This window comes from Streptomyces siamensis (assembly GCF_039543605.1).
In the GTDB taxonomy this organism is placed as follows: domain Bacteria; phylum Actinomycetota; class Actinomycetes; order Streptomycetales; family Streptomycetaceae; genus Streptomyces; species Streptomyces siamensis.
In genome coordinates this window covers 16,690-42,533 of record NZ_BAABKB010000026.1, presented here as the reverse complement: position 1 = coordinate 42,533, position 25,844 = coordinate 16,690, and the positions used below count along the sequence as shown (strand labels likewise).

At 71.3% G+C, this 25,844-nt stretch carries 21 protein-coding genes; 12 read left to right on the top strand and 9 right to left on the bottom strand.

Annotated features, from left to right (window positions below):
- The first annotated feature begins 8 nt into the window (after window positions 1-8).
- From uvrB to ABEB03_RS28360, 5 genes are all read left to right on the top strand, one after another.
- Window positions 9-2,135, top strand: a complete 2,127-nt coding sequence (uvrB, locus tag ABEB03_RS28380; protein WP_345655453.1) for an excinuclease ABC subunit UvrB — start codon at window positions 9-11, stop codon at window positions 2,133-2,135.
- Window positions 2,136-2,294: 159 nt separating this feature from the next.
- Window positions 2,295-2,873, top strand: coding sequence for a TerD family protein (locus ABEB03_RS28375; RefSeq protein ID WP_345655451.1), 579 nt, complete (start codon window positions 2,295-2,297; stop codon window positions 2,871-2,873).
- Between the two features lie 52 nt (window positions 2,874-2,925).
- Window positions 2,926-4,932 (top strand): TerD family protein, encoded by a 2,007-nt coding sequence (locus tag ABEB03_RS28370; protein ID WP_345655449.1) that lies wholly within the window; start codon window positions 2,926-2,928, stop codon window positions 4,930-4,932.
- A gap of 298 nt (window positions 4,933-5,230) precedes the next feature.
- Window positions 5,231-6,229, top strand: a complete 999-nt coding sequence (locus ABEB03_RS28365) for a TerC/Alx family metal homeostasis membrane protein (protein ID WP_345655447.1) — start codon at window positions 5,231-5,233, stop codon at window positions 6,227-6,229.
- A 425-nt stretch (window positions 6,230-6,654) separates the two neighbouring features.
- Window positions 6,655-7,755 carry a calcium:cation antiporter gene (locus ABEB03_RS28360; protein ID WP_345655445.1) on the top strand — a complete coding sequence of 367 codons (1,101 nt, stop codon included), beginning with the start codon at window positions 6,655-6,657 and terminating at the stop codon, window positions 7,753-7,755.
- A gap of 28 nt (window positions 7,756-7,783) precedes the next feature.
- On the opposite strand, the gene ABEB03_RS28355 is transcribed toward ABEB03_RS28360, so the two are convergent.
- Together ABEB03_RS28355 and ABEB03_RS28350 are read right to left on the bottom strand one after the other, a co-directional pair.
- A complete protein-coding gene (locus tag ABEB03_RS28355; RefSeq protein ID WP_345655443.1) occupies window positions 7,784-9,085 on the bottom strand; it encodes an MFS transporter in 1,302 nt (433 codons plus the stop codon).
- Window positions 9,086-9,204: 119 nt separating this feature from the next.
- Window positions 9,205-10,251: a S66 family peptidase gene (locus ABEB03_RS28350; protein WP_345655440.1), complete on the bottom strand. Its 1,047-nt coding sequence runs from the start codon at window positions 10,249-10,251 to the stop codon at window positions 9,205-9,207.
- Between the two features lie 101 nt (window positions 10,252-10,352).
- On the opposite strand from ABEB03_RS28350, the gene aroQ reads away from it, so the two are divergent.
- Entirely contained in the window at window positions 10,353-10,826 is a 474-nt protein-coding gene (gene aroQ, locus ABEB03_RS28345) for a type II 3-dehydroquinate dehydratase (RefSeq protein ID WP_345655438.1), read from the top strand.
- A 553-nt stretch (window positions 10,827-11,379) separates the two neighbouring features.
- On the opposite strand, the gene ABEB03_RS28340 is transcribed toward aroQ, so the two are convergent.
- Together ABEB03_RS28340 and ABEB03_RS28335 are read right to left on the bottom strand one after the other, a co-directional pair.
- The gene (locus ABEB03_RS28340) at window positions 11,380-12,036 is read right to left on the bottom strand and encodes an MBL fold metallo-hydrolase (protein ID WP_345655436.1); all 657 of its coding nucleotides are present in this window, start codon (window positions 12,034-12,036) and stop codon (window positions 11,380-11,382) included.
- Window positions 12,037-12,045: 9 nt separating this feature from the next.
- The gene (locus tag ABEB03_RS28335; RefSeq protein WP_345655434.1) at window positions 12,046-12,735 is read right to left on the bottom strand and encodes a maleylpyruvate isomerase family mycothiol-dependent enzyme; all 690 of its coding nucleotides are present in this window, start codon (window positions 12,733-12,735) and stop codon (window positions 12,046-12,048) included.
- Window positions 12,736-12,959: 224 nt separating this feature from the next.
- Here ABEB03_RS28335 and uvrA point away from each other — a divergent pair, with 224 nt between their 5' ends.
- Window positions 12,960-15,998, top strand: coding sequence for an excinuclease ABC subunit UvrA (uvrA, locus tag ABEB03_RS28330; protein WP_345655431.1), 3,039 nt, complete (start codon window positions 12,960-12,962; stop codon window positions 15,996-15,998).
- Between the two features lie 180 nt (window positions 15,999-16,178).
- Here uvrA and ABEB03_RS28325 read toward each other — a convergent pair whose 3' ends face one another.
- Entirely contained in the window at window positions 16,179-16,745 is a 567-nt protein-coding gene (locus tag ABEB03_RS28325; protein ID WP_345655428.1) for a YceI family protein, read from the bottom strand.
- A gap of 100 nt (window positions 16,746-16,845) precedes the next feature.
- Between ABEB03_RS28325 and ABEB03_RS28320 the strand changes: the two genes are divergently transcribed.
- Window positions 16,846-17,700: a helix-turn-helix domain-containing protein gene (locus ABEB03_RS28320; RefSeq protein ID WP_345655426.1), complete on the top strand. Its 855-nt coding sequence runs from the start codon at window positions 16,846-16,848 to the stop codon at window positions 17,698-17,700.
- A gap of 9 nt (window positions 17,701-17,709) precedes the next feature.
- Here the strand turns inward: ABEB03_RS28320 and ABEB03_RS28315 are convergent, their stop codons facing one another.
- Window positions 17,710-18,621: a carbohydrate kinase family protein gene (locus tag ABEB03_RS28315; RefSeq protein ID WP_345655424.1), complete on the bottom strand. Its 912-nt coding sequence runs from the start codon at window positions 18,619-18,621 to the stop codon at window positions 17,710-17,712.
- Window positions 18,618-19,676, bottom strand: coding sequence for a LacI family DNA-binding transcriptional regulator (locus ABEB03_RS28310; protein WP_345655422.1), 1,059 nt, complete (start codon window positions 19,674-19,676; stop codon window positions 18,618-18,620). Before ABEB03_RS28310 ends, ABEB03_RS28315 begins: the two co-directional genes overlap by 4 nt.
- A gap of 326 nt (window positions 19,677-20,002) precedes the next feature.
- Here ABEB03_RS28310 and ABEB03_RS28305 point away from each other — a divergent pair, with 326 nt between their 5' ends.
- The gene (locus ABEB03_RS28305; protein WP_345655420.1) at window positions 20,003-20,428 is read left to right on the top strand and encodes a Rieske (2Fe-2S) protein; all 426 of its coding nucleotides are present in this window, start codon (window positions 20,003-20,005) and stop codon (window positions 20,426-20,428) included.
- A gap of 18 nt (window positions 20,429-20,446) precedes the next feature.
- On the opposite strand, the gene ABEB03_RS28300 is transcribed toward ABEB03_RS28305, so the two are convergent.
- Window positions 20,447-21,394, bottom strand: a complete 948-nt coding sequence (locus ABEB03_RS28300; RefSeq protein WP_345655418.1) for a hypothetical protein — start codon at window positions 21,392-21,394, stop codon at window positions 20,447-20,449.
- 236 nt (window positions 21,395-21,630) lie between these two features.
- Here ABEB03_RS28300 and ABEB03_RS28295 point away from each other — a divergent pair, with 236 nt between their 5' ends.
- Window positions 21,631-21,777, top strand: a complete 147-nt coding sequence (locus ABEB03_RS28295; RefSeq protein WP_345655416.1) for a hypothetical protein — start codon at window positions 21,631-21,633, stop codon at window positions 21,775-21,777.
- Window positions 21,778-21,870: 93 nt separating this feature from the next.
- On the opposite strand, the gene ABEB03_RS28290 is transcribed toward ABEB03_RS28295, so the two are convergent.
- Window positions 21,871-22,227: a response regulator gene (locus ABEB03_RS28290; protein WP_345655414.1), complete on the bottom strand. Its 357-nt coding sequence runs from the start codon at window positions 22,225-22,227 to the stop codon at window positions 21,871-21,873.
- 174 nt (window positions 22,228-22,401) lie between these two features.
- On the opposite strand from ABEB03_RS28290, the gene ABEB03_RS28285 reads away from it, so the two are divergent.
- Entirely contained in the window at window positions 22,402-22,527 is a 126-nt protein-coding gene (locus ABEB03_RS28285) for a hypothetical protein (RefSeq protein WP_345655412.1), read from the top strand.
- A 152-nt stretch (window positions 22,528-22,679) separates the two neighbouring features.
- Window positions 22,680-25,631: a PAS domain S-box protein gene (locus ABEB03_RS28280; protein WP_345655410.1), complete on the top strand. Its 2,952-nt coding sequence runs from the start codon at window positions 22,680-22,682 to the stop codon at window positions 25,629-25,631.
- The last annotated feature ends 213 nt before the right edge of the window (window positions 25,632-25,844 follow it).

Sequence of the window (25,844 nt, the reverse complement as noted above, 5' to 3'; positions counted from 1 at the left end):
TGGATTCCATGCGGCCCGTATCCAAGATCGAACGTTCGGTGGCGCCCTTCGAGGTCGTCAGCCCCTACCAGCCGAATGGCGACCAGCCCACCGCCATCGCCGACCTGGAGAAGCGCATCCGCGCAGGCGAGAAGGACGTCGTCCTCCTGGGCGCGACCGGCACGGGCAAGTCCGCCACCACGGCCTGGATGATCGAGAAGCTCCAGCGCCCCACCCTGGTGATGGCTCCGAACAAGACCCTGGCCGCCCAGCTGGCGAACGAGTTCCGCGAACTCCTCCCGAACAACGCGGTCGAGTACTTCGTCTCGTACTACGACTACTACCAGCCCGAGGCGTACGTCCCGCAGTCGGACACCTACATCGAGAAGGACTCCTCGATCAACGAGGAGGTGGAGCGCCTGCGCCACTCCGCGACCAACTCGCTGCTGACCCGCCGTGACGTCGTCGTGGTCGCCTCGGTCTCCTGCATCTACGGCCTCGGTACACCGCAGGAGTACGTGGACCGCATGGTCGCGCTCAAGGTCGGCGACGAGATCGACCGGGACGACCTGCTGCGCCGCTTCGTCGACATCCAGTACACGCGCAATGACGTGGCGTTCGCCCGGGGCACCTTCCGGGTCCGCGGCGACACCATCGAGATCTTCCCCGTGTACGAGGAGCTCGCGGTCCGCATCGAGATGTTCGGCGACGAGATCGAGGCCCTGTCCACGCTGCACCCGCTCACCGGCGAGGTCATCAGCGACGACGACCAGCTCTACGTGTTCCCCGCCTCGCACTACGTGGCGGGCCCCGAGCGCATGGAGCGCGCGGTCAACGACATCGAGAAGGAGCTGGAGGAGCGCCTCGCCGAGCTGGAGAAGCAGGGCAAGCTCCTGGAGGCCCAGCGCCTGCGCATGCGCACCACGTACGACATCGAGATGCTCCGCCAGATCGGCTCCTGCTCCGGCGTGGAGAACTACTCGATGCACTTCGACGGCCGTGAGCCCGGCTCCCCGCCCAACACGCTGCTGGACTACTTCCCGGACGACTTCCTGCTCGTCATCGACGAGTCGCATGTGACCGTGCCCCAGATCGGTGCCATGTACGAGGGCGACGCCTCCCGCAAGCGCACGCTCGTGGACCACGGTTTCCGGCTTCCGTCAGCCCTGGACAACCGCCCCCTGAAGTGGGAGGAGTTCCAGGAGCGCATCGGGCAGACGGTGTACCTCTCGGCGACCCCGGGGCAGTACGAGCTCTCCCGTTCGGACGGCCAGGTCGAGCAGATCATCCGGCCCACCGGCCTCGTCGACCCGGAGGTCGTGGTCAAGCCCACCGAAGGGCAGATCGACGACCTGGTGCACGAGATCCGCACGCGCGTCGAGAAGGACGAGCGCGTCCTGGTCACCACGCTCACCAAGAAGATGGCCGAGGACCTCACCGACTACTTCCTGGAGCTCGGCATCCAGGTGCGCTATCTGCACAGCGACGTCGACACCCTGCGCCGTGTCGAGTTGCTGCGCGAGCTGCGCGCCGGAGAGTACGACGTCCTCGTCGGCATCAACCTGCTCCGTGAGGGGCTCGACCTGCCCGAGGTCTCCCTCGTGGCGATCCTCGACGCCGACAAGGAGGGCTTCCTGCGCTCCGGCACCTCACTGATCCAGACGATCGGCCGCGCGGCGCGCAATGTGTCCGGGCAGGTCCACATGTACGCCGACAAGATCACCCCGGCGATGGAGAAGGCCATCGACGAGACCAATCGTCGCCGGGAGAAGCAGATCGCCTACAACAAGGAGAGGGGCATCGACCCGCAGCCCCTCCGCAAGAAGATCAACGACATCGTGGCGCAGATCGCCCGGGAGGACGTCGACACGGAGCAGCTGCTCGGCTCCGGATACCGCAAGTCGAAGGACGGCAAGGGCGCCAAGGCCCCGGTTCCCGCGCTCGGAAAGGCCGCCAAGGCGGCCAAGGGCAAGGCCAAGGAGACGGTGCCCACGGACCGGCCCGTGGCGGAACTCGCCGAGCAGATCGAGGAGCTGACGGAGCGGATGCGTGCCGCGGCCGCCGACCTCCAGTTCGAGATCGCGGCCCGGCTGCGCGACGAGGTCTCCGAGATGAAGAAGGAGCTGCGGCAGATGAAGGAAGCGGGCCTGGCCTGACGCTCCCGCCGAGGCGCCGGACCTCGGGACATGCGCACTGTGTTGCAAGACCGACACAAAGTGCGCCCCAGGGTTCGGCGCTGTCGGTGCCGCTGCGTAGTGTTCTGGTCATCCGCGGACTCCGCGGCAACAGGGGACAGTTCGAGAGGGGAACAGCGCGTGACGGTCAACATGACCAAGGGTCAGGCCATCAGTCTGCAGAAGAACGACGGGGGCACGCTGACCGCGGTGCGCATGGGCCTCGGCTGGCAGGCCGCTCCGAGGCGCGGCCTGTTCGGCTCGCGCACCCGGGAGATCGACCTCGACGCGTCCGCCGTGCTGTTCGCGGACAAGCAGCCCGTCGACGTGGTGTTCTTCCGTCACCTCGTCAGCGACGACGGCTCCGTACGGCACACCGGTGACAACCTGGTCGGCGGCGCGGGCCAGGGAGGCGACGACGAGTCGATCCTCGTCGACCTGCAGCGCGTCCCGGTCCACATCGACCAGATCGTCTTCACCGTGAACTCCTTCACGGGCCAGACCTTCCAGGAAGTGCAGAACGCGTTCTGCCGTCTGGTCGACGAGACCAACGGCCAGGAGCTCGCCCGCTACACGCTCGCGGGCGGCGGACAGTACACGGCCCAGATCATGGCCAAGGTGCACCGTGCCGGAGCCGGCTGGCAGATGACGGCCCTCGGTACGCCGGCCAACGGCCGCACGTTCCAGGACCTGATGCCGGCGATCCTGCCGCACCTGTAGGCCACGCGCCCACACCGCACGAAGCGACACAGCGACACAGGGGGACAAGGCGATGACGGCCGAGCTGGTCCGGGGGCAGAACCACCCGCTCTCCCAGGTCCGTCTCGAGGTCCGGATCTCGGCCGGTAAACCGGTCGTGGCCGGGGCCACGCTCAGCGACGAGCAGGGCAAGATCCGCGGCGTCGAGTGGGTGGCCCACCCGGGCGCGCCCACACTGCCGGGGCTGGAGGTCTCCAAGCAGGCGGCGGCCGATCACCGCCTGGCGTTCGACCTCGACGCCCTGCCGGAGCATGTGCACCGGGTCAGTGTGCTGCTCGCACTGCCGTCCGGGGTCGGCGGCCCGGTCCGGTTCGGCGCCGTCGCCGCCCCCTTCGTCGCGGTCACCGGCCTCGACGGCGCGGAGGTCGCCAGCTACACCGTCACCGGTCTGGACGCCGAGTCCGCCGTCGTCGCCCTGGAGCTCTACCGCAGGCAGGGTGCCTGGAAGGTACGCGCGGTCGGCCAGGGGTACGCGGGCGGCCTCGCCGAACTCCTCGCCGACCAGGGCCTTCCCGAGGCCCAGCAGCTCGCCGGAAGCATCAATGAAGCGGTGGCGCGCGGAATGGCCCGCTCGGTCGCCGCGCCCCCACCGCGTACGGCGGACGCGGACCGGTCGCGCCAGGCGGCCAGTTCGACGCCCGGAGCCGACCAGCCGTACCCGGGACCGCAGGGCGCCCCTGGGACCGTCACACCACCGCAGTCCCCGTACGACACCCCCGGTCCGCAGGGGGGTGCGACGCCGGGGCAGGGCTACCCGCCCGACCCCTCCGCCGTCACCCAGCCGTCCGCATCCGTCGGCGGCGGGATCAACTACACCCACCCCGGCCGGCAGACCGCGGCACCGCCCCCGCCTGCGCCGACCGCGCCACCGGCCGAGCCCGGCCGTCCCGCCCAGCCCGTCGCGGGCGACGCGACCGGATGGTCCATGGACGAGCGGCTCTACAACCAGGTGTGGGGCATGTTCGAGGACCTCGCCCGCACCACCGCCGCCTACCGCAGCGCCGTCGACTTCGCCGACTCCCGCATGGAGAAGGAACTCGACCAGGTGCTGTCCGACCCGCGCAGCCGGATCGGCGGACAGGGCGACGCGGCCCGTGAGGCGGCGCGCGCCCGGCACGCCCAGCTCGTCGACCAGGCCCGCGAGGCGCTCGACCGGGATCTCGCCCAGCTGGTCGCCGAGTCCGAGGTCGTCGAGCCCGCGCTCCCCGCGGCGTACGCACGCTGGGACAACCCTGTCTGGCACGGCTACCGGGTACCGATGGAGATCCCCATGGCCCTGCGCCTGGGCGATCTCAGCCTGCCCGAGAGCGAACGCCTGAGCATTCCGATGCTCCTGCGGCTGCCGCTGGAGCGCGGCCTGTGGATCGACAGTGGCCGCAGCTCCGCGGACGGCGGCCTCGCCGACGCCGACGAGCTGCGCCGCCTGGCGATGGACACGGCCGTCGCGCATGCCGCGCGGCTGCTCGCCGTGTATCCCGCCGGCGAGTTCACGGTGCACGTCATCGACCCGGCCGGTTCCGGAGCGTCCTCGCTCGCACCGCTGACGCAGTCCGGGGTGCTCGACGTGCCGCCCGGTGCCGGCGCCGCCGGGGTCTCCGAGGTCCTGGCCCGGCTCACCCAGCGGGTCGACCTGGTGCAGATGGCGATCCGTGGCGGAGCGTCCGACTCGTTGCCGCCCGGGTTCGACACCGCCGAGCAGTTGCTGATCGTCAATGACTTCCCGCACGGGTTCGACGACCGTGCCGTGACCCAGCTGCGCTATCTCGCGGACGAGGGCCCGGCCGTCGGGGTGCACCTGATGATGGTGGCCGACCGGGAGGACGCCGCCGCCTACGGGCCGCTGCTCGACCCGCTCTGGCGTTCGCTGCTTCGGCTGACGCCGGTGGCCGACGACCACCTCGCCGACCCGTGGGTGGGGCACGCCTGGACGTACGAGCCCACGCTCGTCCCGGCGGGCAGTCAGGTGCTCCAGCAGGTGCTGGCCCAGGTGGCCGCTGCCCGGCGTCCGTGGAACCGATGAGCACGCGCCGGGCCGAGCTCCTGGAGTGTGCCAAGTAACAGTAAAGCCCCTCTGAGCTGGGAATTTGGCTCTTCTTTTACCAATCACTTTACCTTTCCTTGGTGGTTGGGTACTCTCGTTCGTACGGAGGGGAGTACTCCCTACCTATGGCGACGTGCCCGTCAATACGGATCAGGCCAGATCCCGGGGCGTCGGCCCGCGGACACCGGGCGCATCACGCGCCCCGGCCGTCCCGGGTGGAAGAGACCTCCGGCAGCGACGACGCTGAGACCTGCCGTTACGTACTGCCGGAGGCGCAGTGGATGTTTCCCTGACCCTGTGGGTCCTGACGATCGTGGGCCTCGCCGCCCTCATCGCGGTCGACTTCTTCATCGGCCGCAAGCCGCACGACGTGTCGATCAAGGAAGCCGGAATCTGGACGATCGTCTGGATCGCCCTGGCCGGCCTCTTCGGACTCGGCCTGCTCGTCTTCTCAGGCGGCCAGCCCGCCGGAGAGTTCTTCGCCGGCTTCATCACCGAGAAGTCGCTGAGCGTCGACAACCTCTTCGTCTTCGTACTGATCATGGCGAAGTTCGCGGTGCCCTCGCAGTACCAGCAGCGCGTGCTCCTCGTCGGTGTGCTCATCGCCCTTGTCCTGCGCGCGATATTCATCGCCGCGGGTGCCGCGATCCTCGCGAGCTTCGCCTGGGTCTTCTACATCTTCGGCGCGTTCCTCATCTACACCGCCTGGAAGCTGATCCAGGAGGCCAGGGCCGAGGAGGAGGACGAGGAGTTCGAGGAGAACCGCCTGCTGAAGGCGGCCGAGCGACGCTTCGGCGTGGCCGACCGGTACCACGGCACCAAGCTGTGGATCCAGCAGAACGGCAAGCGCGTCATGACGCCGATGCTCGTCGTCATGCTGGCGATCGGCACCACCGACGTGCTCTTCGCCCTCGACTCGATCCCCGCGATCTTCGGCCTCACCCAGGACCCGTACATCGTGTTCACGGCCAACGCGTTCGCGCTGATGGGCCTGCGACAGCTGTACTTCCTCATCGGCGGACTGCTCAAGAAGCTGGTCCACCTGAGCTACGGCCTCTCGGTCATCCTCGGCTTCATCGGCGTCAAACTCGTCCTGCACGCGCTGCACGAGTCCGGCGTCCACGTTCCCGAGATCTCCATCCCGGTCTCCCTCGGCGTGATCTGCGCGGTCCTGGTGGTCACCACGATCACCAGCCTGATGGCCTCCAGGAAGCAGGCGGCGCGCGACGAGCAGGAGAGCGCCGGGGACAAGAGCCCGAAGAGCGTCGACGTCTGACGGCGTCGACTGCGCGAACAGCCTCCGGGAGCGGCGTGCGGCGAGGAGCCGACCACCGCTCCCGGAGCATGTCCGGGCACAGCGACGGACGGCCCTGACATCCGCTCCTCCCGACCTGTCCGGAGGAGCACACCCATGACGTCGACCAGGCACGCCGGCCGCGGCCGCGAGCGCACCGACCCCACGGAGCCCCGAACCCAGCACACGACACCGAACGACCAGGACGGCACGGCGACGCCCCACAGGCCCACAGGCCCGCCGTCCGCCCACCCAACGCGACACACGGGAGACGACTGATGCGACACACGGGACACGACCGAGCCGACCTGGCGGCCGATCCCGGAAGCGAATCGTCCTCCACGACAGAGGAGCGGACACCGGACGACCGGAGTGCGGGCCCCACGAAGGACTGCGACGATCGCAGCATGATCGATCGGCTCCGGTCACCCCTCACGCAGTGGACGGCCATCGTGCCCATGCTCGCGGTGGTCCTGCTGGTCTTCACCTGGGGACGCGCCGTGCCGGGCGCGGTGGTGGTCCTGGTGACGCTGGTGCTCGCCGGAGCCGTGCTGGCAGCCGTCCACCACGCCGAGGTGGTGGCCCACCGGGTCGGCGAACCCTTCGGCTCCCTGGTGCTCGCCGTCGCCGTCACGATCATCGAAGTGGCCCTGATCGTCACCCTGATGGCGGACGGCGGCGACAAGAGCGCGACGCTCGCCCGCGACACGGTGTTCGCGGCCGTGATGATCACCTGCAACGGCATCGTCGGTCTCTGTCTGCTCGTCGCCTCCCTGCGCCACGGGCTCGCCGTCTTCAACGCCGAAGGCACCGGAGCGGCCCTCGCCACCGTCGCGACGCTCGCCACGCTCAGCCTCGTCCTGCCGACCTTCACCACCAGCAAGCCGGGCCCCGAGTTCTCCTCGGCCCAGCTCACCTTCGCCGCCCTGTCCTCACTCGTCCTCTACGGCCTGTTCGTCACGACCCAGACCGTGCGGCACCGCGACTACTTCCTGCCGATCACCCGGCAGGGCGAGGTCATCCACGCGGACGCCCACGCCGACGCCCCCTCGGGCCGTACGGCGGCGCTCAGCCTCGGACTGCTGGCCGTGGCCCTCGTCGGTGTGGTCGGACTCGCCAAGGGCGTGTCGCCCACCATCGAGTCCGGGGTGGAGGCGGCCGGCATGCCGGCCGCCGTGGTCGGTGTGATCATCGCGCTGCTCGTCCTGCTGCCCGAGACCATCGCCGCACTCCGGTCGGCTCGCCGCGACCGGGTGCAGACCAGCCTGAACCTCGCTCTCGGCTCCGCGATGGCCAGCATCGGACTGACCATTCCCGCCGTCGCCCTCGCGTCCATCTGGCTCTCCGGACCGCTCGTCCTCGGACTCGGCGCCACGCACATGGTGCTGCTCGCGCTCACCGTGGTGGTGAGCTCCCTGACCGTGGTTCCGGGCCGTGCGACCCCGCTCCAGGGCGGTGTCCATCTGGTGCTGTTCGCGGCCTATCTGGAACTCGCGGTCAACCCCTGAGCGCGGTTCGCACCAGGGACGGCACCCCTCAGTCGGCCGCTTGCACGACCGCAAGGCGTGGCACCGACCGGGTCTCCGGGAGCAGTGCGAAGCATCCCAGGCTGAGCAGCGCGATCCCGGTCAGATACGCGGCCACGCCCCAGGGGACGCCCGGTCCGCTCGCCACCGCGGTCGCCACGATGGGCGTGAGCGCGCCACCGAGAACCCCGCCCAGGTTGTAGCCCACGGCGGCGCCCGTGCAGCGCACGCGGGGCTCGTACAACTCCGGCAGATACGCGGCGATGACGGCGAACATCGTGATGAACGCGATCAGGGCCACCAGGAAGCCGGCGAACATCAGAAGGGGTTCGCCGGTCGACAGCAGGGCGACCATGGGGAACATCCACAGCGCGGCGGCCGTGCAGCCCACCAGACACAGGGGGCGCCGCCCGAACCGGTCCCCGAGCAGGGCCATCACCGGTGTCAGACATCCCTTGACCACCACCGCGGCCATGATGCAGGTCAGCATGACGGTACGGCTCACGCCCAGTCGCTCGACGCCGTACGCGAGCGCCCAGGTCGTCACCGCGTAGAACACCGCGTAGCCGACCGCGAGTCCGCCGGCCGTCAGCAGCACCAGCCGCCAGTGGTCGCGCACCACCTCGGCGAGCGGCACGCGCGCGTGGTCCCCCATCTCCAGGAACTGCGGGCTCTCCGCCAGCGAACCGCGCAGCCACAGCCCCGCCGCCGCGAGCACGCCCGCGGCCCAGAACGGCACCCGCCACCCCCACGCGGCGAACTGCGCGTCGGACAGCGTCGCCGACAGTGCCAGCATCACGCCGTTGGCCAGCACGAACCCCAGCGACGGGCCGACCTGCGGGAAGCTCGACCACAGCCCTCGCCGCTCGGCGGGCGCGTGCTCGGCGGTCAGCAGCACCGCCCCGCCCCACTCGCCGCCCAGGCCCAGGCCCTGGAGAAAACGCAGCACGAGAAGGAGCACCGGGGCGGTCACGCCGATGTGCTCGTACGTCGGCACGCAGCCCACGGCGACGGTCGCCGTGCCGGTCAGCAGCAGCGAGGCGACCAGGACGGGACGCCGCCCGCGCCGGTCCCCGAGATGCCCGAACAGCACCGAGCCGAGCGGGCGGGCGACGAACCCGACACCGAACGTCGCGAAGGCCGCCAGCGTCCCCGCCAGCGGTGAGAACGTCGGGAAGAACAGCGGCCCCAGGACCAGAGCGGCCGCCGTCCCGTACACGAAGAAGTCGTAGAACTCGATTGCGGTCCCGGCGAGGGAGGCGGCCGCGAGCCGCAGCATGGAGGGTGCCCTTACGGTGCGTACGTCGTGCATGCCGCGTCAACTACCCAGGGTGACGGGCGGTTACGGGGGCGTGCGGGTGCTCTCCTCGGTGTCGGCCCGCGCGTCCGGCGCACGGCGGCCGCGTCGGTCGCGACCGTCGTGCGCCCGCGTCAGTACGTCACGGTGATGCGCCGGGCCGGACCGTCCACCCGGACCGTGCCCCCGTAGGGGATGACGATCTGCGGATCCGTGTGCCCGAGGTCCACGTCGAACACGACCATCATGTCGGGCGCGTACTGGTCGACGGCCCGCAGCACCGCCTCGCGCTGTTCCCGCGTGTAACGGGCCTTGGCGTCGGCGTCGTTGGGGTGCTCGAAGGACCAGGCCTTCGCACGGCCCATCAGCAGCGCCGGGAAGCGTCGCAGCAGACCGCGCTCGCCCATGCTGCGCAGGATCCAGAAGACGTCGTCCGCCTTCGGCATGTCCTCCGAGGTCTCCAGGAACAGCACATGACCCTCGTGCACGGCGGGATCGCGGGCGATCTCCCGGTCGGCCATCAGCAGCCAGGAGAGGATCTCGATGTTGCCGCCCCAGGAGCGGCCCTCGACGATCCGGTCCGGGCGGTGCCACGTCCAGCCGCCGGCCGGCTCCGACGCGGGTTCGGACTCGAACGTCGCGGGGTCCTCCCAGGGGCCGTTGACGTCACCGAACCGGTCGGTGGGACGCAGCTCGTAGGGGCCCGAGGTGAACAGCGCGGCGCGGAGCGACTCCGCGGTCAGCGGGTGCATCGCGATCGGACGGCCTAGCTCGCACATCACGCTGCCGCCGTGGTAGCCGACGATTCCGGCGTTCCACAAGTACGCGAGCAGGTTGGTGTTGTCGCTGTATCCGAAGAAGGGCTTCGGGTTCGCACGGATCAACTCCCGGTCCAGCAGCGGCAGCACGGTGATCTGGTCCGCACCGCCGATGGAGGAGACCACGGCCTTGACCGACGGATCCGCGAACGCCGCGTGGATGTCGTCGGCGCGCTGCTGCGGCGTCGCCCCCATCTTGCGGGTGGTCGGATACTCGACCGGTTCCAGGCCGTACTCCGTGCGCAGTCGCTCCAGGCCCAGCTCGTAGGGGCGCGGGAAGAGTTCCGGCAGGCCCGCGGAGGGAGAGAGCACGGCGACGCGGTCGCCGGGCGAGGGCTTGGGGGGATAACGGAGCGTCGTCATGACCGGAGGGTACGGGCCGTCACCGCGTCGTCGCACCGTGATAAACCGGGTCCGAGCAGCGGTCCTGGACGGGCCGTGAACCTGGAAGGACCGGAGGAACCGTGCCCCGCACCCTCGCCAACGCCCCGATCATGATTCTCAACGGACCCAACCTGAACCTCCTCGGGCAGCGCCAGCCGGAGATCTACGGGTCCGACACCCTCGCGGACGTGGAGGCGCTGTGCGCGAAGGCGGCAGCCGTGCACGGCGGCACGGTGGACTTCCGGCAGTCCAACCACGAGGGCGAGTTGGTCGACTGGATCCACGAGGCCCGCCTCCACCATGCCGGGATCGTGATCAACCCTGCTGCCTACTCGCACACTTCCGTGGCGATCCTGGATGCGCTCAACACCTGTGACGGTCTTCCGGTGGTGGAGGTCCACATCTCCAACATCCACCAGCGCGAGCAGTTCCGGCACCACTCGTACGTCTCGCTCCGCGCCGACGGGGTCATCGCCGGCTGCGGTGTGCAGGGGTACGCCTTCGCGGTGGAGCGGGTGGCGGCGCTGGCCGGGACGGGGAAGGCGGACGCCTGACCCAGGAGCGGGCGTTGGAGGCGGAGCACGCCGAGGACGTCGGGTGCGCACGAACCCGCGTACGCCTGGCGCAGGGGCGGCGTACGCGTCACCGACCGCCGTTGCTGCGCCGCGGAGCCGCCGCTGCCCTGGGCGGAGACACCTGAGGGCGGCGGGCAGTGGCGCCGACCCGGCTGAGGACGTGCGCCCGGCACGAGGCCGGGCGCGGGGGGTCGACGGTACGTGACGAGCGGTGCAGGGCCGTGTGGTGGTCACCCGAGTGTGCCGGGGCCGCCGGCCGAGGGCGGGGATCGAAGGCCGGCGGCCCGTTCCGCGCCGGAGCCGTCATCCCGCGCGGGGCTGGCTCCAGTGGACTGCACCAGTGACAGCGCCGGGAGCGCGCGCGTGACACCGGCGCGTGCGCTCGGTTCACACGGGGCGCGTGTTCAGGACGCGCGCCCCGTGCGTGGAGAGCACCGACCTGAGGGTGGCCCAACGGCTCGGCGAGCTCGGCGGCATCGAACACGAGATCCCGGCCGCAGGCGTCGGGTCGCGCAACGGCCCGGCGGGTGACTCACCAGCCGCGCGCGTGCCACTCCGGCAGGTGAGGCCGCTCCGCGCCCAGCGTCGTGTCGTTGCCATGACCGGGGTAGACCCAGGTCTCGTCCGGCAGCGCGTCGAAGATCTTGGTCTCGACGTCGCGGATGAGGCTCGCGAACGCCTTCGGATCCTTGCGCGTGTTGCCCACGCCGCCCGGGAAGAGGCAGTCGCCCGTGAACACATGGGGGTGGCCGTGCGGGTCGTCGTAGACGAGCGCGATCGAGCCCGGCGTGTGCCCCACCAGGTGGCGCGCGGTCAGCTCGACATGTCCCACCCGGATCGTGTCGCCGTCGTCGACGGGGACGTCGGTCGGCACCGGGATGCCGTCGGTGTCGTCCCGGCCCGCGTAGGTGCGCGCACCCGTGGCCGCCACGACCTCGGCCAGTGCCTGCCAGTGATCGCCGTGCTGGTGGGTGGTGACGACGGACGCGATGCCGTCGTCACCGATCAGACCGATCAACGCCGAGGCGTCGTTCGCCGCGTCGATCAGGAGCTGCTCGTCGGTGGCCCGGCAGCGCAGCAGATAGGCGTTGTTGTCCATCGGGCCGACCGCGATCTTGGAGATCATCAGGTCCCGCAGCTCATGCACATCGGCAGGGCCGCCGACCTTCACCGCTCCGCTGTACGTCATGGCGGCAGCCTATAGCGGGGGGAGGGTGGGAAGCGCGTCGCCGCCGACGGTCAGCCCGGCGCCGTCACGGCGTCCCGCCAGCCAGCCGAGCAGCGCGGGCGCCGCGCCGGTCACGGTGATATCGGGCTCGCCCTGCGAGGCGCGTCCTGTGCTCCACGCGCGCGTGCCGTCGGTGAGGCGGGTGGCCGGCACCTCGGGGTGGCCGCGGAAGCGGTCGGTGAGGAACTCGATCTCCCGTGCCACGAAATCCTCGGGGAGGTCTTCGAGCTCGTAGCCGACCCCCAGGTCCACGTGGTGCAGCTCGACCTCGATCCACCGCCGGAACGGAACCCGGGCCGCCGTGTCGGTGACCCCGTTGCGCAGCTCCACCGTGCGGGACCAGTCCGCGGGAACGGCCCCCGCGTCCTGGAAACGGGCCGCGCTCGCCCGTACGTCGGCGAGCTGCGCGTCCACGGGCCGCGGCGCGTCCCGTTCGATGTCGGCGTCGCGCGCGTCGCCGGAGACGTACATGGGGCGTCCTTCGAGGACGTTCACCAGAGCGTCCGCGTTGCGGGCGAGATGGGCGAGCACGTGGCCGCGGCTCCAGCCGGGCAGCCGTGACGGCTCGGCCGCGGAAGCGTTGTCCAGTTTGGTGGCTGCGGTGAGCAGTCGTTCGGTCGCGTCACGTACAGACGCCAGGTCGCGCACATGATCAATCATGAGGTCGACCCTAGTCCCGCCACTCCTTCGGGTGAAGGTGGTCGACCGCCCCCGCAAATCGAATGTGCGTGCTATAAGCTCGGATGCGGCGTCGGGCATGCTGGAGGGCCCGGGATTGTTGTGAACCAGCGAATACCGACCGGCGCTGTCAGTGGCTCCCCCTAGTCTGAGAAAGACCGGGGCCTCGGCCCCTGTCACTTCTCTCAAGAAAGGTGCGGACCGGCGTGGCCGACCGTCTCATCGTCCGTGGAGCGCGCGAGCACAACCTGAAGAATGTCTCGCTCGACCTCCCGCGCGACTCGCTCATCGTCTTCACGGGCCTGTCGGGGTCGGGCAAGTCCTCCCTCGCCTTCGACACGATCTTCGCCGAGGGCCAGCGCCGCTACGTCGAGTCGCTCTCGTCGTACGCCCGGCAGTTCCTCGGACAGATGGACAAGCCGGACGTCGACTTCATCGAGGGCCTCTCCCCAGCGGTCTCGATCGACCAGAAGTCGACCTCGCGCAACCCACGCTCGACGGTCGGCACGATCACCGAGGTCTACGACTACCTGCGTCTGCTGTTCGCGCGCATCGGCAAGCCGCACTGTCCCGAGTGCGGTCGCTCCATCACGCGTCAGTCGCCGCAGGCCATCGTCGACAAGGTCCTGGAGCTGCCGGAGGGGAGCCGCTTCCAGGTCCTGTCGCCGCTGGTGCGCGAGCGCAAGGGAGAGTTCGTCGACCTCTTCGCCGATCTCCAGACCAAGGGGTACAGCCGTGCCCGCGTCGACGGCGAGACGATCCAGCTCACCGAGCCGCCCGCGCTGAAGAAGCAGGAGAAGCACACCATCGAGGTGGTCGTCGACCGTCTCACGGTGAAGGACTCCGCCAAGCGCCGCCTCACCGACTCCGTCGAGACGGCCCTCGGTCTGTCCGGCGGCATGGTCGTGCTGGACTTCGTCGACCTCCCCGAGGACGACCCCGACCGCGAGCGCATGTACTCGGAGCACCTGTACTGCCCGTACGACGACCTGTCCTTCGAGGAGCTGGAGCCCCGCTCCTTCTCCTTCAACTCGCCCTTCGGCGCCTGCCCCGAGTGCACCGGCATCGGCACGCGCATGGAGGTCGACCCCGAGCTGATCGTCCCGGACGAGGAGAAGTCCCTCGACGAGGGCGCCATCCACCCCTGGTCGCACGGACACACCAAGGACTACTTCGGGCGCCTCATCGGAGCCCTCGCGGACGCCCTGGGCTTCCGCACCGACATCCCGTTCGCGGGACTCCCGCAGCGCGCCAAGAAGGCCCTGCTCCACGGGCACAAGACGCAGATCGAGGTCCGCTACCGCAACCGGTACGGACGCGAGCGGGTCTACACCACGCCCTTCGAAGGGGCCGTCCCCTTCGTGAAGCGGCGGCACAGCGAGGCCGAGAGCGACGCCAGCCGCGAGCGCTTCGAGGGCTACATGCGTGAGGTGCCGTGCCCCACCTGTGAGGGCACGCGTCTGAAGCCGCTCGTCCTCGCGGTCACCGTGATGGACAAGTCGATCGCGGAGGTCTCCGCGATGTCCATCAGCGACTGCGCGGACTTCCTCGGCGAGCTGAAACTGAACGCCCGTGACAAGAAGATCGCCGAACGCGTCCTGAAGGAGGTCAACGAACGGCTGCGCTTCCTGGTCGACGTGGGCCTCGACTACCTGTCGCTGAACCGCGCGGCCGGTACCCTCTCCGGCGGCGAGGCGCAGCGCATCCGGCTGGCCACCCAGATCGGCTCCGGACTCGTCGGCGTCCTCTACGTCCTCGACGAGCCCTCCATCGGTCTGCACCAGCGGGACAACCACCGGCTGATCGAGACGCTGGTCCGGCTCCGCGACATGGGCAACACGCTCATCGTCGTCGAGCACGACGAGGACACCATCAAGGTCGCCGACTGGGTCGTCGACATCGGCCCCGGCGCGGGCGAGCACGGCGGCAAGGTCGTGCACAGCGGCCCCTTGAAGGAGCTCCTCGCCAACGCCGAGTCGATGACCGGCCAGTACCTGTCGCGCAAGAAGGAGATCGCGACCCCGGACATCCGCCGCCCCACCGACCCGAGTCGCAGGCTCACGGTGCACGGCGCCCGGGAGAACAACCTCCAGGACATCGACGTGTCCTTCCCGCTCGGCGTCCTCACCGCCGTCACCGGCGTCTCGGGCTCCGGCAAGTCCACCCTGGTCAACGACATCCTCTACACGCACCTGGCCCGCGAGCTCAACGGCGCGAGGAACGTCCCCGGGCGGCACACGCGCGTGGACGGCGACGACCTCGTCGACAAGGTCGTGCACGTCGACCAGTCGCCCATCGGCCGTACGCCCCGGTCCAACCCGGCGACGTACACCGGCGTCTTCGACCACGTCCGCAAGCTGTTCGCCGAGACGACCGAGGCGAAGGTCCGCGGCTACCTGCCCGGCCGCTTCTCCTTCAACGTCAAGGGCGGCCGCTGCGAGAACTGCTCCGGCGACGGCACCATCAAGATCGAGATGAACTTCCTGCCCGACGTGTACGTCCCGTGCGAGGTCTGCCACGGTGCGCGCTACAACCGGGAGACCCTGGAGGTCCACTACAAGGGCAAGTCGATCTCCGAGGTGCTCGACATGCCGATCGAGGAGGCCCTCGACTTCTTCGAGGCGGTCCCGGCGATCGCCCGCCACCTCAGGACGCTGAACGACGTCGGTCTCGGCTACGTCCGGCTCGGCCAGTCCGCGCCCACGCTGTCGGGTGGTGAGGCGCAGCGCGTCAAGCTCGCCAGCGAGCTCCAGAAGCGCTCCACGGGCCGCACGGTGTACGTGCTCGACGAGCCGACCACCGGTCTGCACTTCGAGGACATCAGCAAGCTCATCTCCGTGCTGTCCGGCCTGGTGGACAAGGGCAACACGGTCATCGTCATCGAGCACAACCTCGACGTCATCAAGACCGCGGACTGGGTCGTCGACATGGGCCCCGAGGGGGGCAACGGCGGTGGCCTCGTGATCGCCGAGGGCACCCCAGAGCAGGTCGCCGGAGTCCCGGCCAGCCACACCGGCAAGTTCCTGCGGGAGATCCTCGGTGCCGACCGGATCAGTGACGCCGCTCCCGTGAAGGCCGTGCGCAAGACCGCGGCCAAGACGGTGGCGGCGAAGGCCACGACGAAGAAGACGGCCACGAAGGCGGTCAACAACACGGCCACCAAGAAGGCGGCCGCGGCGACCAAGAAGACGGCCACCAAGAAGGCGACGCCCGCGAAGAAGACCACGCGGGCCCGCCAGGCCTGACCGGCGGACACCGGCCGGCGGCCCCGCCCCCGGCCCGTCGACCGGCGGTGGGAAGACCTTCCCACCGCCGGTGCGAAGGCAGGCCACCCGCAGGCGCGACGCCCGGCGGCCGAGTCCGACAAGTCCCCAGAAATACGGCGCCCCACGGGAACTCCCCGTGGGGCGCCGCCCGTTGAACAGTCAGCCGCCCTGTCCCTGCGGCTCGACGAACTGCATGTCCAACTGCACCTTGACAACATCACCGAGGAAACCGGTCCCGAAGTCCAGACCGAAGTCACTGCGCCGGATCTCACCCGTCGCCTCGAACCCGGCATGCCTGCGCTGGTCGGCGGGAGAGTCCACCACCCCACCGAACTCGACGTCGAGCGTCACCGGCCGGGTCACGCCCCCGATGGTCAAGTCCCCTTCCATCGACCACTCCTCGCCGTCGCCGAAGACCCGCGTCGAGGCGAAGGACATCGTCGGCCGCTTCTCGACGTCGAGCAGGTCGGCCGAGCGGGTGTGCGCGTCCCGGTCGGGGTTGCCGGTGTCGATGGAGGCCAAGGCGATCTCGGCGCCCACCTTGATGGCGTCGGCCGTCTCACCGACGTGGAGCGAGGCCTGCACGTCGGCGAAACGTCCGCGCACCTTGGCGATCCCGAGGTGGCGGATGGTGAAGTTGACCGCCGAGTGCAGCGGATCGAGCTCCCAGTCGCCGGCGGACAGCGGCAGCGAAGCGTGCGTGGCAGGGGAGTTGTCGTAAGTCATGGCACCACCGTGCGCGGCCGGAGGGAAAGGAGGGAGGCCGGGCGGATGGTGGTAGTGACAGGGCCACGATCCGAGGCCACGCGCGCTGTACGTTCGACAGGTGAGCGACAACGAACTGGGCACCTTCCTGCGCACACGACGTGAAGCGATCACACCCGCCCAGGCGGGGCTGCCGGCCGGACCCCGCCGCCGCACGCCGGGACTGCGCCGCGCCGAGCTGGCCACGCTCGCCGGAATCAGCGTCGAGTACCTCATCCGTCTCGAACAGGGCCGCGACCGCAACCCATCGCCACAGGTCCTGGGCGCGCTCTCCGACGCCCTGCAACTGCCCGTGACGGAACGGATCCTGCTGCGCCGGCTCGCCAAGGAGTCCGGTCACGACGCCATCCTCTGTTCGGCGGCCGCGGCGCCCACCCACGCGGTGCGCCCCTCCGTCCGGGCCATGCTGGAGCGGCTGGAGCCCACACCGGCCGTTCTCCTGAACTGGATCGGCGACATCCTGGCGTACACCGGTGGCTATCGCCGCCTCACCGGGCCGCTGGGGTTGCTCGACGGCCGGCAGCCGAACATCCTCCGGTACGTGTTCACCGACGAGCGGGCCCATACCGCTTTCACCGACTGGGACCAGGTCGCCGACACACAGGTCGCGCACCTGCGGCACGAGGCACCCCTCCAGGACCCCCATGTCGCCGCCCTGGCCGACGAGCTGACCGTCACGGCGGGAGCCCGTTTCGCCGACCGGCTCGCCGCGGTACCGGCCATGCCCCGCCGGGCCGGGACCGACCTGGTCACCCACCCCGAGGTCGGACCGCTGCGACTGTCGTACGAGACGCTCGCGCTGCCGGACGACGGTCACCGCATGGTCGTCCACCTGCCCGCGGACGAGGCCACGGCCGCCGCGCTCGACCGGCTCGACGGGCGGCAGCCGGGCGCTCTGCGGGCGGTCGGCGGCTGAGCGCGTCCGTCACAGGCCGCCGAGCTCGGAGGCGTACGGCGGTTCGGCCCCCGCGCGCGAGCACGTGATCGCCGCGGCGCGGGCCGCGAAGCGCAGCAGCCGGGCCCAGTCGTCGGGGTCCAGTTCCGTCAGCGCGGCCGGTGACAGGGCGTCCCGGGCGGCCAGACCGTGCAGCAGCGCCGCGTTCACCGTGTCGCCCGCGCCGATGGTGTCCACGACCTCGACCGGTTCGCCGGGCACGGAGAGCTCCTGGCCGTCGCGGGTGAACACGGTCAGCCCGTCGCCGCCGCGGGTGATCACCACGGCACCGGGGCCGGACGCCAGCCACTCGCGCGGGGTCCCGCCGAGCCATTCGGCGTCCTCCTGCGAGAGCTTGAGGAGCGACACGGACGGCAGCCAACTCTTGAACCGGGCCCGGTAGGCGTCCGGGTCGGGGATGAGTACGGCCCTGATGTTCGGGTCGAGCGCGGTGAACACGCCACGTGCGGCGGCGGACCGCATCAACTCCTCGTACGCTGTGGCGCCCGGCTCCAGGACCAGCGAGCACGTACCGAAGGACACTGCCTTCGTGGCGTCGGGGAGCCCGTCGGCCGCCGAGAAGAGGCGGTCCGCCGTGCCTTCGACGTAGAAGGAGAATCCCGCCGAGCCGTCCGGGCCGATCGTCGCGACGGCGAGTGTCGTCGGCTCCGCGCCGCGCTGCACATGGGAGACGTCGACGTCCGCCTCGCGCAGCCCGCCCAGGAGCGCCTCGCCGAAGGCGTCGTCCGAGACGCGGGAGCAGAAGGCGGTGGGGGAGCCGAGGCGGCCGAGGGCCACCGCCGTGTTGTACGGTCCGCCGCCGAGGCGCGGCAGCAGGTCCACGAGGGCGCCCGCGCCCTGCGGTACCAGATCGATCAGGGCCTCACCGGCGACGACGATCACGACTCGGGTCCTTTCCTGTGGTGCTCGGGCTCGGGGGAGCTGTCGGGGCAGCCGCACGAGGTGCGGTGGACGAAGGAGGACGGCAGCCGGAGGGTACGGCCCGTCCGCTCGGGGGACGCCAGCCGGTCCAGCAGCAGGCGTACGGCCTGAGCGCCGATCTCCTTGCTGGGCTGGGAGATCGCGGTCAGCCGCGGGGTGAACAGGTCGGCCCACGCGAAGTCGTCGAAGCAGCACAGCGCCAGGTCGTCCGGCACGGACAGACGCAGGCCGCGCAGAGCTCGCAGAGCGCCGATGGTCATCGCGTTGTTGGCGGTGACGAGCGCGGTGGGCGGTGCCGGGAGTGACAGCAGGCCGCGGGTGGCCTCCTCGGCGGCGTCCGCCTGGGAGTTGCCGTGGGCCACGAGCCGTTCGTCGTGGGGGAGCCCGGCCTGTGCGAGGCCGTGCCGGTAGCCCGTGATCCGCTCGGTCGTGGTGCTGAGCCCGGGAAGGCCCGCGACCAGGGCGATCCGCCGGTGCCCCCGCTCGGCGAGGTGGGTGACCAGGTGTGCCGTGGGCTCGGTGTTCTCCGTGCACACCTGGTCGAAACGGAAGGAGGAGCCGACGGGGGAGTCGACGAGTCGGTCCAGGAACACGGTGGGCACCTCGTGCTGCGCGAGGAGACGCAGCAGCCCCTCCGGTGCCGCCGAGGGCGCGATGATCATGCCGTCGACACGTCGTTCGTGCAGCAGCTGCACGACCTTGCGCTCATGCTCCGGGTCGTCGTGCGGATCGGCGATGAGCAGGCTGTAGCCGTGCTGGAGGGCGCCTGCCTCGACACCCTGAAGGATCTCCGTGAAGTACGGGTTGCTGATCGCCGACACCGCGAGCCCGATGGACCGGGTGCGGGAGGTCACCAGAGAACGGGCCAGGGTGTTGGGCGTGTATCCGAGCTCGTCGATGGCGTCGAGCACGGCCTGGCGCGTCGCGGGCAGCACGGGGCGCGTGGCGTTGAGCACGTGCGAGACGGTGGCGATGGACACGCCCGCGCGCCGGGCCACATCGACCATCGTCGCCATGGCGTTCCCTCCGCCGGTAGCCGGTTCCTAGCCGGGGAACGTATCTCATCCGCGGCGACACGTAAACGCTTACGCATGGATGTGCGTAAGCGTTTACGCGGGGTGTCCGTGCCAGCGCTCGCCGCGGCCCGGGCTCCGACCTGCCCCGGCTCGGGCGGAATGACCGGTACCGGTATCGTCGACGAACGACGCATCGCGTCCGTCGAGGCGGCCGAAACGGCCCGAAGCGTGCCCAGGCGCGCTCGCGCGCCGAAGGCAAGGACGCACAGGGCTCGCTCCATGCCGCCCGATGCCCTTCGAGAACGCCCTCGACCAGTGGAGATGCCATGCCTGGCCGTCCGTCCCCGAGCCGCCGCACCGTGTTGCGGGGAGTCGCGACAGCCCCGGTCGCCGGGTTCGCCCTGACCGCCTGCTCCGGCGGCACGGGCGGCGCGGCGCCCGCGACACCGACCGCGCCGGTCGAGCTGGGCGCGGAGAGCGAGATCGCCAAGGGCGGCGCCAAGCTGTACCGGGATCACAACGTGGTGGTCAGCCGTGCCGAGGACGGTTCGCTGAAGGCGTTCAGCACGATCTGCACCCACGCCGGGTGCCCCATCAACAAGCTGGAGGGCACGACGCTGACGTGCCCGTGCCACGGCAGCGAGTTCGACGCAGTGACGGGCGAGGTGCTGCACGCGCCGGCGACCGTGCCGCTGAACGAACTGTCCGTCGAGGCCAAGGGCGGGAAGATCGTCGCGGGTCCGGACGCCTGAGCCGGCGCCCGGCCCCCCTCACTCCCAGTCCCAACCGATCCCCACGATCCCCGACCGCACACGCGGCTCGACCAGATGCACCGAACGGTGGTGGCCGCTCAGCGTCAGCTCCTGGCGGCCGCTGCGCGGAGCGGCCGCCGAGTGCTGGGTGAAGCGGTGGCAGCGCACGGGCAGGGCGTCCTCGGCGAACCGCACCTGGAGCGCGTACTGCCCGCCCGCGAAGCCGAACCCGCGGACGTACTCGGTGGACGCGCCGGCCGTGCCGTCGTCGAAGCCGTAGCGGAAGAGGAACGTGTCGCCGGCGCGCAGGCGTGTGTCGAAGAGCAGCTCGGCCACGAGCAGTCCGGTGTCGTGGTGCCGGCGCACCCGCCCCGTACGGCAGTTCTCCAGGGCCCGCACCGACATTCGCTCGGGCACGCAGCCCGGATCGCCGTGGTGGATCGCGACATAGCGATCCACGCCGTCCCTGTGGGCCCGCACTATGTGGTGCGATTCGCGGCCGAGCAGTTCGCGGTGCGCGCCGATGTGGACGCGTTCGTGGTGGCCGATGGTGTGCAGTCCGCCGTCGAGCGGTGACTCCAGCTCGGCCAGCAACTGCTCCTGGACGCTGGAGGCCGCCACCAGGGAACGGTAGGTGCGGCCCGCGGGGCGTTCCGGGTCGGATCGTTCGTCGGCCTCGGCGAGCAGCCGGATCAGCGACTCGTCCGGAAGCCGCAGGATCTCCTCCAGGGCGCGTACGGCCCGCAGGGACTCGGGGCGCTGCGGGCGCCGCGCGCCCTGCTGCCAGTAACTGAGGCTCGTCACCCCCACCTTGACCCCGTACCGGGACAAGTGGTGCTGCACGCGCTGGAGGGGGAGGCCGCGGGCGGTGATGGCGGCGCGGAGCGCGACGTGGAAAGGGCCGCCCCGCAGGGCCGTCTCCAGTTCCGCCGCGGCGCTGTCCGCCTGCTGTGTGCCGTGCCGCATGCAGGGGCCTTTCTGTGAATGTTCACAACGGCTGGTCAGGCCGTTCGCGTGGGGCGCAAGGGTCGCCAGGTCGGCGCACGGGAGCCCGTTCACACGCAGGTGCAGCCGTTCACGCCCCGAGTTCCCACGCATTGAAGCGTGTTGACCAAGCCGCGACAACACCTGATGCTCAACATGCTCCACCGCGGCGTCCGGAGCGCTCCTCCACTCCTCACCCCCCACCCGGGAGCATCGCGATGCGCCACAGCGTGCTGTGCGTGCTTGCCGCGCGCGCGGAACACACCGACCCGGCGGTCGTCGTCGCGTCCGTCATCGCGGGCGTCGGCGCGTTCGTCGCCCTCGTCCTCAGTGCCGTGCGAGCCGTGCGCCGAAGGCGCCGCTGATCCCCGGGCCCCGGCGGCTCCCGCCGCGGGCGCGGCGACTCCTCGGCCGACCACGCCGAGACCGCGGTCGCACGCATGCCGTCCCCGCCGGCCCTAGTCCTCACGCCCCAGCAACTCCCTCACCGCCCGCGCCGAAAGCGCCGACTTGTGCAGGAAGCCGCGGGCCGCGCTGGCCACGACGAGTTCCTGGAAGTCCTCCAGGGCGTGCGTCGAGATGAGGATGACGGAGGGCACGGTGACCGCGAGCCTGCCCGCCACCTCGAAGCCGTTCTCCCCGTCGAGGTCGATGTCGACCAGCGCGACGTCCGGAACCAGCTCACCGGCGCGCGCGACGGCCTCCGCGCCCGTGGAGGCGGTACCGACGACCTGCATCCCGCCACGTTCCAGCAGGGCGCACGCGGCTTCCAGGAAGTGGGCGCTGTCGTCGACGAGGAGACAGCGCATGGACATGCGGACAGCTTCCCAACAGGCCGGGCCCGCGCGCCTTCCGGCTACCCGGAAAGTGCTGAAGTCCTGTGCCGGAAAAGCCGATTAGTATTCACGCAAAGCATTCGAAGGGTCACGCGCGGTAGCATGTCAGTGCCCTGGAGTGGCCCTGTCCCGTCGGCCGGATGGGGGTGCTCGATGACGTCACTCCGAAGCGACAACCACGCGATCGCGCCCGCCGTCGCGCGGCGACGCGCCTGCGACACGGCCCTGCCGGCGGCCGGTGAGGTGCCCATCGCCGCCCACCCGGCCGGTGGGCCATGAGAGCGGGCCCCCGGTACCGGACACGCGCGCCCCGCGCCCGGTACCGGGCGTGCGAGAGCGCCCGGACCCGACAGGGGATCCGCGAGACGGCCCGCACCCGGCATCGGACACGCGGATCCGGGACCGGGCTGCCGCTGCTCGCACGAGTGAGGGTGGGCACCAGGCTGACGCTGCTCGTCCTGCTGCCGGTCGCCGGGCTGCTCGCCTGCGCAGCCGTCCCGGCCCTGGCCCGATGGCACGAGACGCGCACTCTGGAGCAGTACCGGGCCGCGACGCAGGTGTCCTACGCGACGGCAGGGCTCTACGAGGCGGTCGCCCGGGAACGACTCGCGGAGGTCCTCGCCCGGACGGTCCCGGACCGGGCCGGCCTGTCCGCCGAACGGGCAGCCGCCAGGAACGCCACCGACCGCGCCCTCGCCGCCGCACAGGACGCCGCCGCACAGGACGGCGTGGCGCGGCTCGGGGGCCGGCCCGGCGTGCTCCGCGTCCTCGACTCCGTGCGCGGTCGACTACGAACCGCCCGGCCGGAGCCGGGCGACGGGGCCGGTGCGCCGCTGCGCACCGAGCAGCGGTACGCGGCCGTGGCGACGCGGCTGCTCGACACCGCCGGCCGCCTCGTCTCCAGCCGGCCCGCAGGGGCCTCACGTCGCTCCGGCGACGCCTGGACGGCCCTCCTGGGCGCCGTCGAGGCCGCCGAACGCGAACGCGCCCGACTCGCCGTCCTGCTCGCCGAGCAGAGCCCGGACCGGTACACCGGCCTCGTCGACGGCTGGCCCACCCTGGAGGCGGCTCGGCTCGACGCGTTCCGCCAGGCGGCCTCAAGGCCGCTGCGCGAACGCCTCTCGGCGGCGCTGGAACAGCCCGCGGAGCGCACCGTGCGCGCCTTCCGGGAAGCTCTCGTGGACGCCGCCGACTCCGGCACGCAACTCCCTTCCCCGGACGGTTGGCTGACGGCCTCGGCCGACCGGCTCACCGCCCTGCGCGGGGTCGCCCACGCCGCGGCGGCCGAACTCGCCGACGACACCGACCACGACCTGGCCGACGCCCGGGAGCGGAGTGAGCGCGAACTCGCCCTCTTCGCAGGGGTTCTCTGCGCCGTCCTCGCCCTCACCCTGGCACTGCGCCGTTCCGTCGTGCGGCCGTTGGCCGAGGTGTCCCTGGGCGCCCGGGCCCTGGCCGACGGAGACCTCTCGTACGAGGTCCACTACCGGGGGCGCGACGAGACCGGTGTCGTCGCCGACAGCCTGCGCGAACTCCACCTCATCAGCACGCGGCTCACCGCGGAGATCCGCGCCATGAGCACCGCGATCGACGACAACCGCCTCGGTCACCGCGCGGACGTCGCGGCCTTCCACGGGACCTGGGCCCGGCTGCTGGACGACATGAACGCCACCATGGTGGCGTTCGCCGCCGGGCACGGCAGACGCCGCAGGGCCGAACGGGAACTGGCGGGCGTCTTCAACCTCTCCCTCGACCTGCTGTGCATCTGCGGGACCGACGGCCGCTTCAAGCGCGTCAACCCGGCCTTCGAGCGGATTCTGGGCCACGGTGCCGCGACGCTCTCCGGCACGTCCTGGACGGACCTCGCCCACCCTGAGGACCGGGAACGCACGCGTGCCGCTCTCGACCGGCTGGCCGACGGCGTCGCGCTCGCCGAGTTCGAGAACCGCTGTGTGCGCGACGACGGCACCGAGGTCTGGCTGCAGTGGAGCGCCCGCCCGGTGACCGGCGAGGGGCTCGTCTACGCCGCCGCCCGCGACGTCACCCGGACCCGCCGCGCCGACCGCGAGCAGGCCGCGCTGCGCCGCGTCGCCACCCTGGTCGCCCGTGGCGACCCGCCGCGCGAGGTGTTCTCCGCGGTCGCGCGCGAGGTGGGACTCGTCCTGGGCACCGGGGCCGTCGCCGTCCTGAGGTACGGGGCCGACGGCGCCGCCACGGTGCTCGGCTCGGCACCGGGGGCGGTGCCCGCGCCGGGCCCGGCAGCCGGGGTGGTCCCCACGTTCGGCTCGGCATCCGGGACGGGCCCTGCGCCCGGCCCGCTCCCGGCCGAAGGTGCAGGCGGTGCGGGTGGCGCGGGTAGTGCAGGTGGTGGCGGCGGTGCGGGTGGCGCGGGTAGTGCAGGTGGTGGCGGCGGTGCGGGTGGCGCGGGTAGTGCAGGCGGTGGCGGTGGCGCGGGCGAGGAGGCGGCGCGCGTCGTGGCCTCGACCCGCCGGGCGGCCCGCGCGGGACGCTCGGTCGGTGCGCCGATCGTCGTCGACGACCGTCTGTGGGGTGCCGTCGTCGCGGCCCCGACGGGCCCGGAATCCTTGCCCCCGGGCACCGAGCACCGGCTCGCGGACTTCACCGAGCTCGTCGCCGCCGCGATCGCCAACGCCGACAGCAGGGCCCAACTCACGGCGTCACGCGCGCGCGTGATGGCCGCCGCGGACGCCTCCCGGCGGCGGATCGAGCGCGACCTGCACGACGGCGTGCAGCAGCGACTGGTCACGCTGCGGCTGGGGCTGCGGATGGCCGAGTCTCTGACGGACGGCCGGCCCGCCGGGCTCGCCGAACAGTTGGCGCACCTCGGCAAGGGCCTGGACGACGCCTTCGAGGACCTTCTGCGGATCTCGCGGGGCATCCACCCGGCGATCCTCTCGCAGGGCGGCCTGGGTCCCGCGCTGCGTGCCCTGGCCCGCCGCTCCGCCGTCCCGGTGGAACTGGACCTGCGGCTGCCCGCCGCCCGTCTCCCGGAACGGACCGAGGTCGCCGTCTACTACGTGACCTCCGAGTGCCTCACCAATGCCGTCAAGCACGCGCACGCCACGGTCGTACAGGTCGAGGCCCACACGTACGACGACGTCCTGACGGTGTCCATCCGCGACGACGGCACAGGAGGAGCCGAACCGGGCGGCGGCTCGGGGCTGATCGGGCTGATCGACCGCGTCGAGGCGATCGGCGGCAGGCTCGCGGTCGGCAGCCCGCGGGGGAGCGGCACCACCGTGACCGTCCGACTGCCGCTGCGGGACCCGCGGCCTGGGCACCCGCGGTTCCCGGAGCTCCCGGCGACCACGGACACCGCGCGGAGCGCCCCCGCGGCGGAGCAGGGGAGGAGCCCCGGATAGCCGGACGCCGGACCGACCCACGCGCACCCGCCGACCTGCGGCAGGGAGGCGTACCGGCATCGGAGCGCGGACGTACCGACAAGAGGCCGCTGACGTGGCGGCGTCGGACGCGGACGCGCCGCCGGGTGCCGCGGGCGCACCGGCCCACGACACGGGCGTACCGGCCCACGAGACTCACCCACCGCCCCACGACAGGGGCATACGCGCGGGCGT

Bases quoted from the DNA above. Each gene is read 5' to 3' on its own strand.
- uvrB (WP_345655453.1), top strand. From the start codon at position 9: ATGCGGCCCGTATCCAAGATCGAACGTTCGGTGGCGCCCTTCGAGGTC.
- ABEB03_RS28325 (WP_345655428.1), bottom strand. From the start codon at position 16,745: ATGACTTACGACAACTCCCCTGCCACGCACGCTTCGCTGCCGCTGTCC.
- ABEB03_RS28300 (WP_345655418.1), bottom strand. From the start codon at position 21,394: ATGCGGCACGGCACACAGCAGGCGGACAGCGCCGCGGCGGAACTGGAG.
- ABEB03_RS28355 (WP_345655443.1), bottom strand. From the start codon at position 9,085: ATGCACGACGTACGCACCGTAAGGGCACCCTCCATGCTGCGGCTCGCG.
- ABEB03_RS28285 (WP_345655412.1), top strand. From the start codon at position 22,402: ATGACGTCACTCCGAAGCGACAACCACGCGATCGCGCCCGCCGTCGCG.
- ABEB03_RS28295 (WP_345655416.1), top strand. From the start codon at position 21,631: ATGCGCCACAGCGTGCTGTGCGTGCTTGCCGCGCGCGCGGAACACACC.
- ABEB03_RS28350 (WP_345655440.1), bottom strand. From the start codon at position 10,251: ATGACGACGCTCCGTTATCCCCCCAAGCCCTCGCCCGGCGACCGCGTC.
- ABEB03_RS28360 (WP_345655445.1), top strand. From the start codon at position 6,655: ATGATCGATCGGCTCCGGTCACCCCTCACGCAGTGGACGGCCATCGTG.
- ABEB03_RS28340 (WP_345655436.1), bottom strand. From the start codon at position 12,036: ATGACGTACAGCGGAGCGGTGAAGGTCGGCGGCCCTGCCGATGTGCAT.
- ABEB03_RS28290 (WP_345655414.1), bottom strand. From the start codon at position 22,227: ATGTCCATGCGCTGTCTCCTCGTCGACGACAGCGCCCACTTCCTGGAA.
- ABEB03_RS28335 (WP_345655434.1), bottom strand. From the start codon at position 12,735: ATGATTGATCATGTGCGCGACCTGGCGTCTGTACGTGACGCGACCGAA.
- ABEB03_RS28370 (WP_345655449.1), top strand. From the start codon at position 2,926: ATGACGGCCGAGCTGGTCCGGGGGCAGAACCACCCGCTCTCCCAGGTC.
- ABEB03_RS28310 (WP_345655422.1), bottom strand. From the start codon at position 19,676: ATGGCGACGATGGTCGATGTGGCCCGGCGCGCGGGCGTGTCCATCGCC.
- ABEB03_RS28305 (WP_345655420.1), top strand. From the start codon at position 20,003: ATGCCTGGCCGTCCGTCCCCGAGCCGCCGCACCGTGTTGCGGGGAGTC.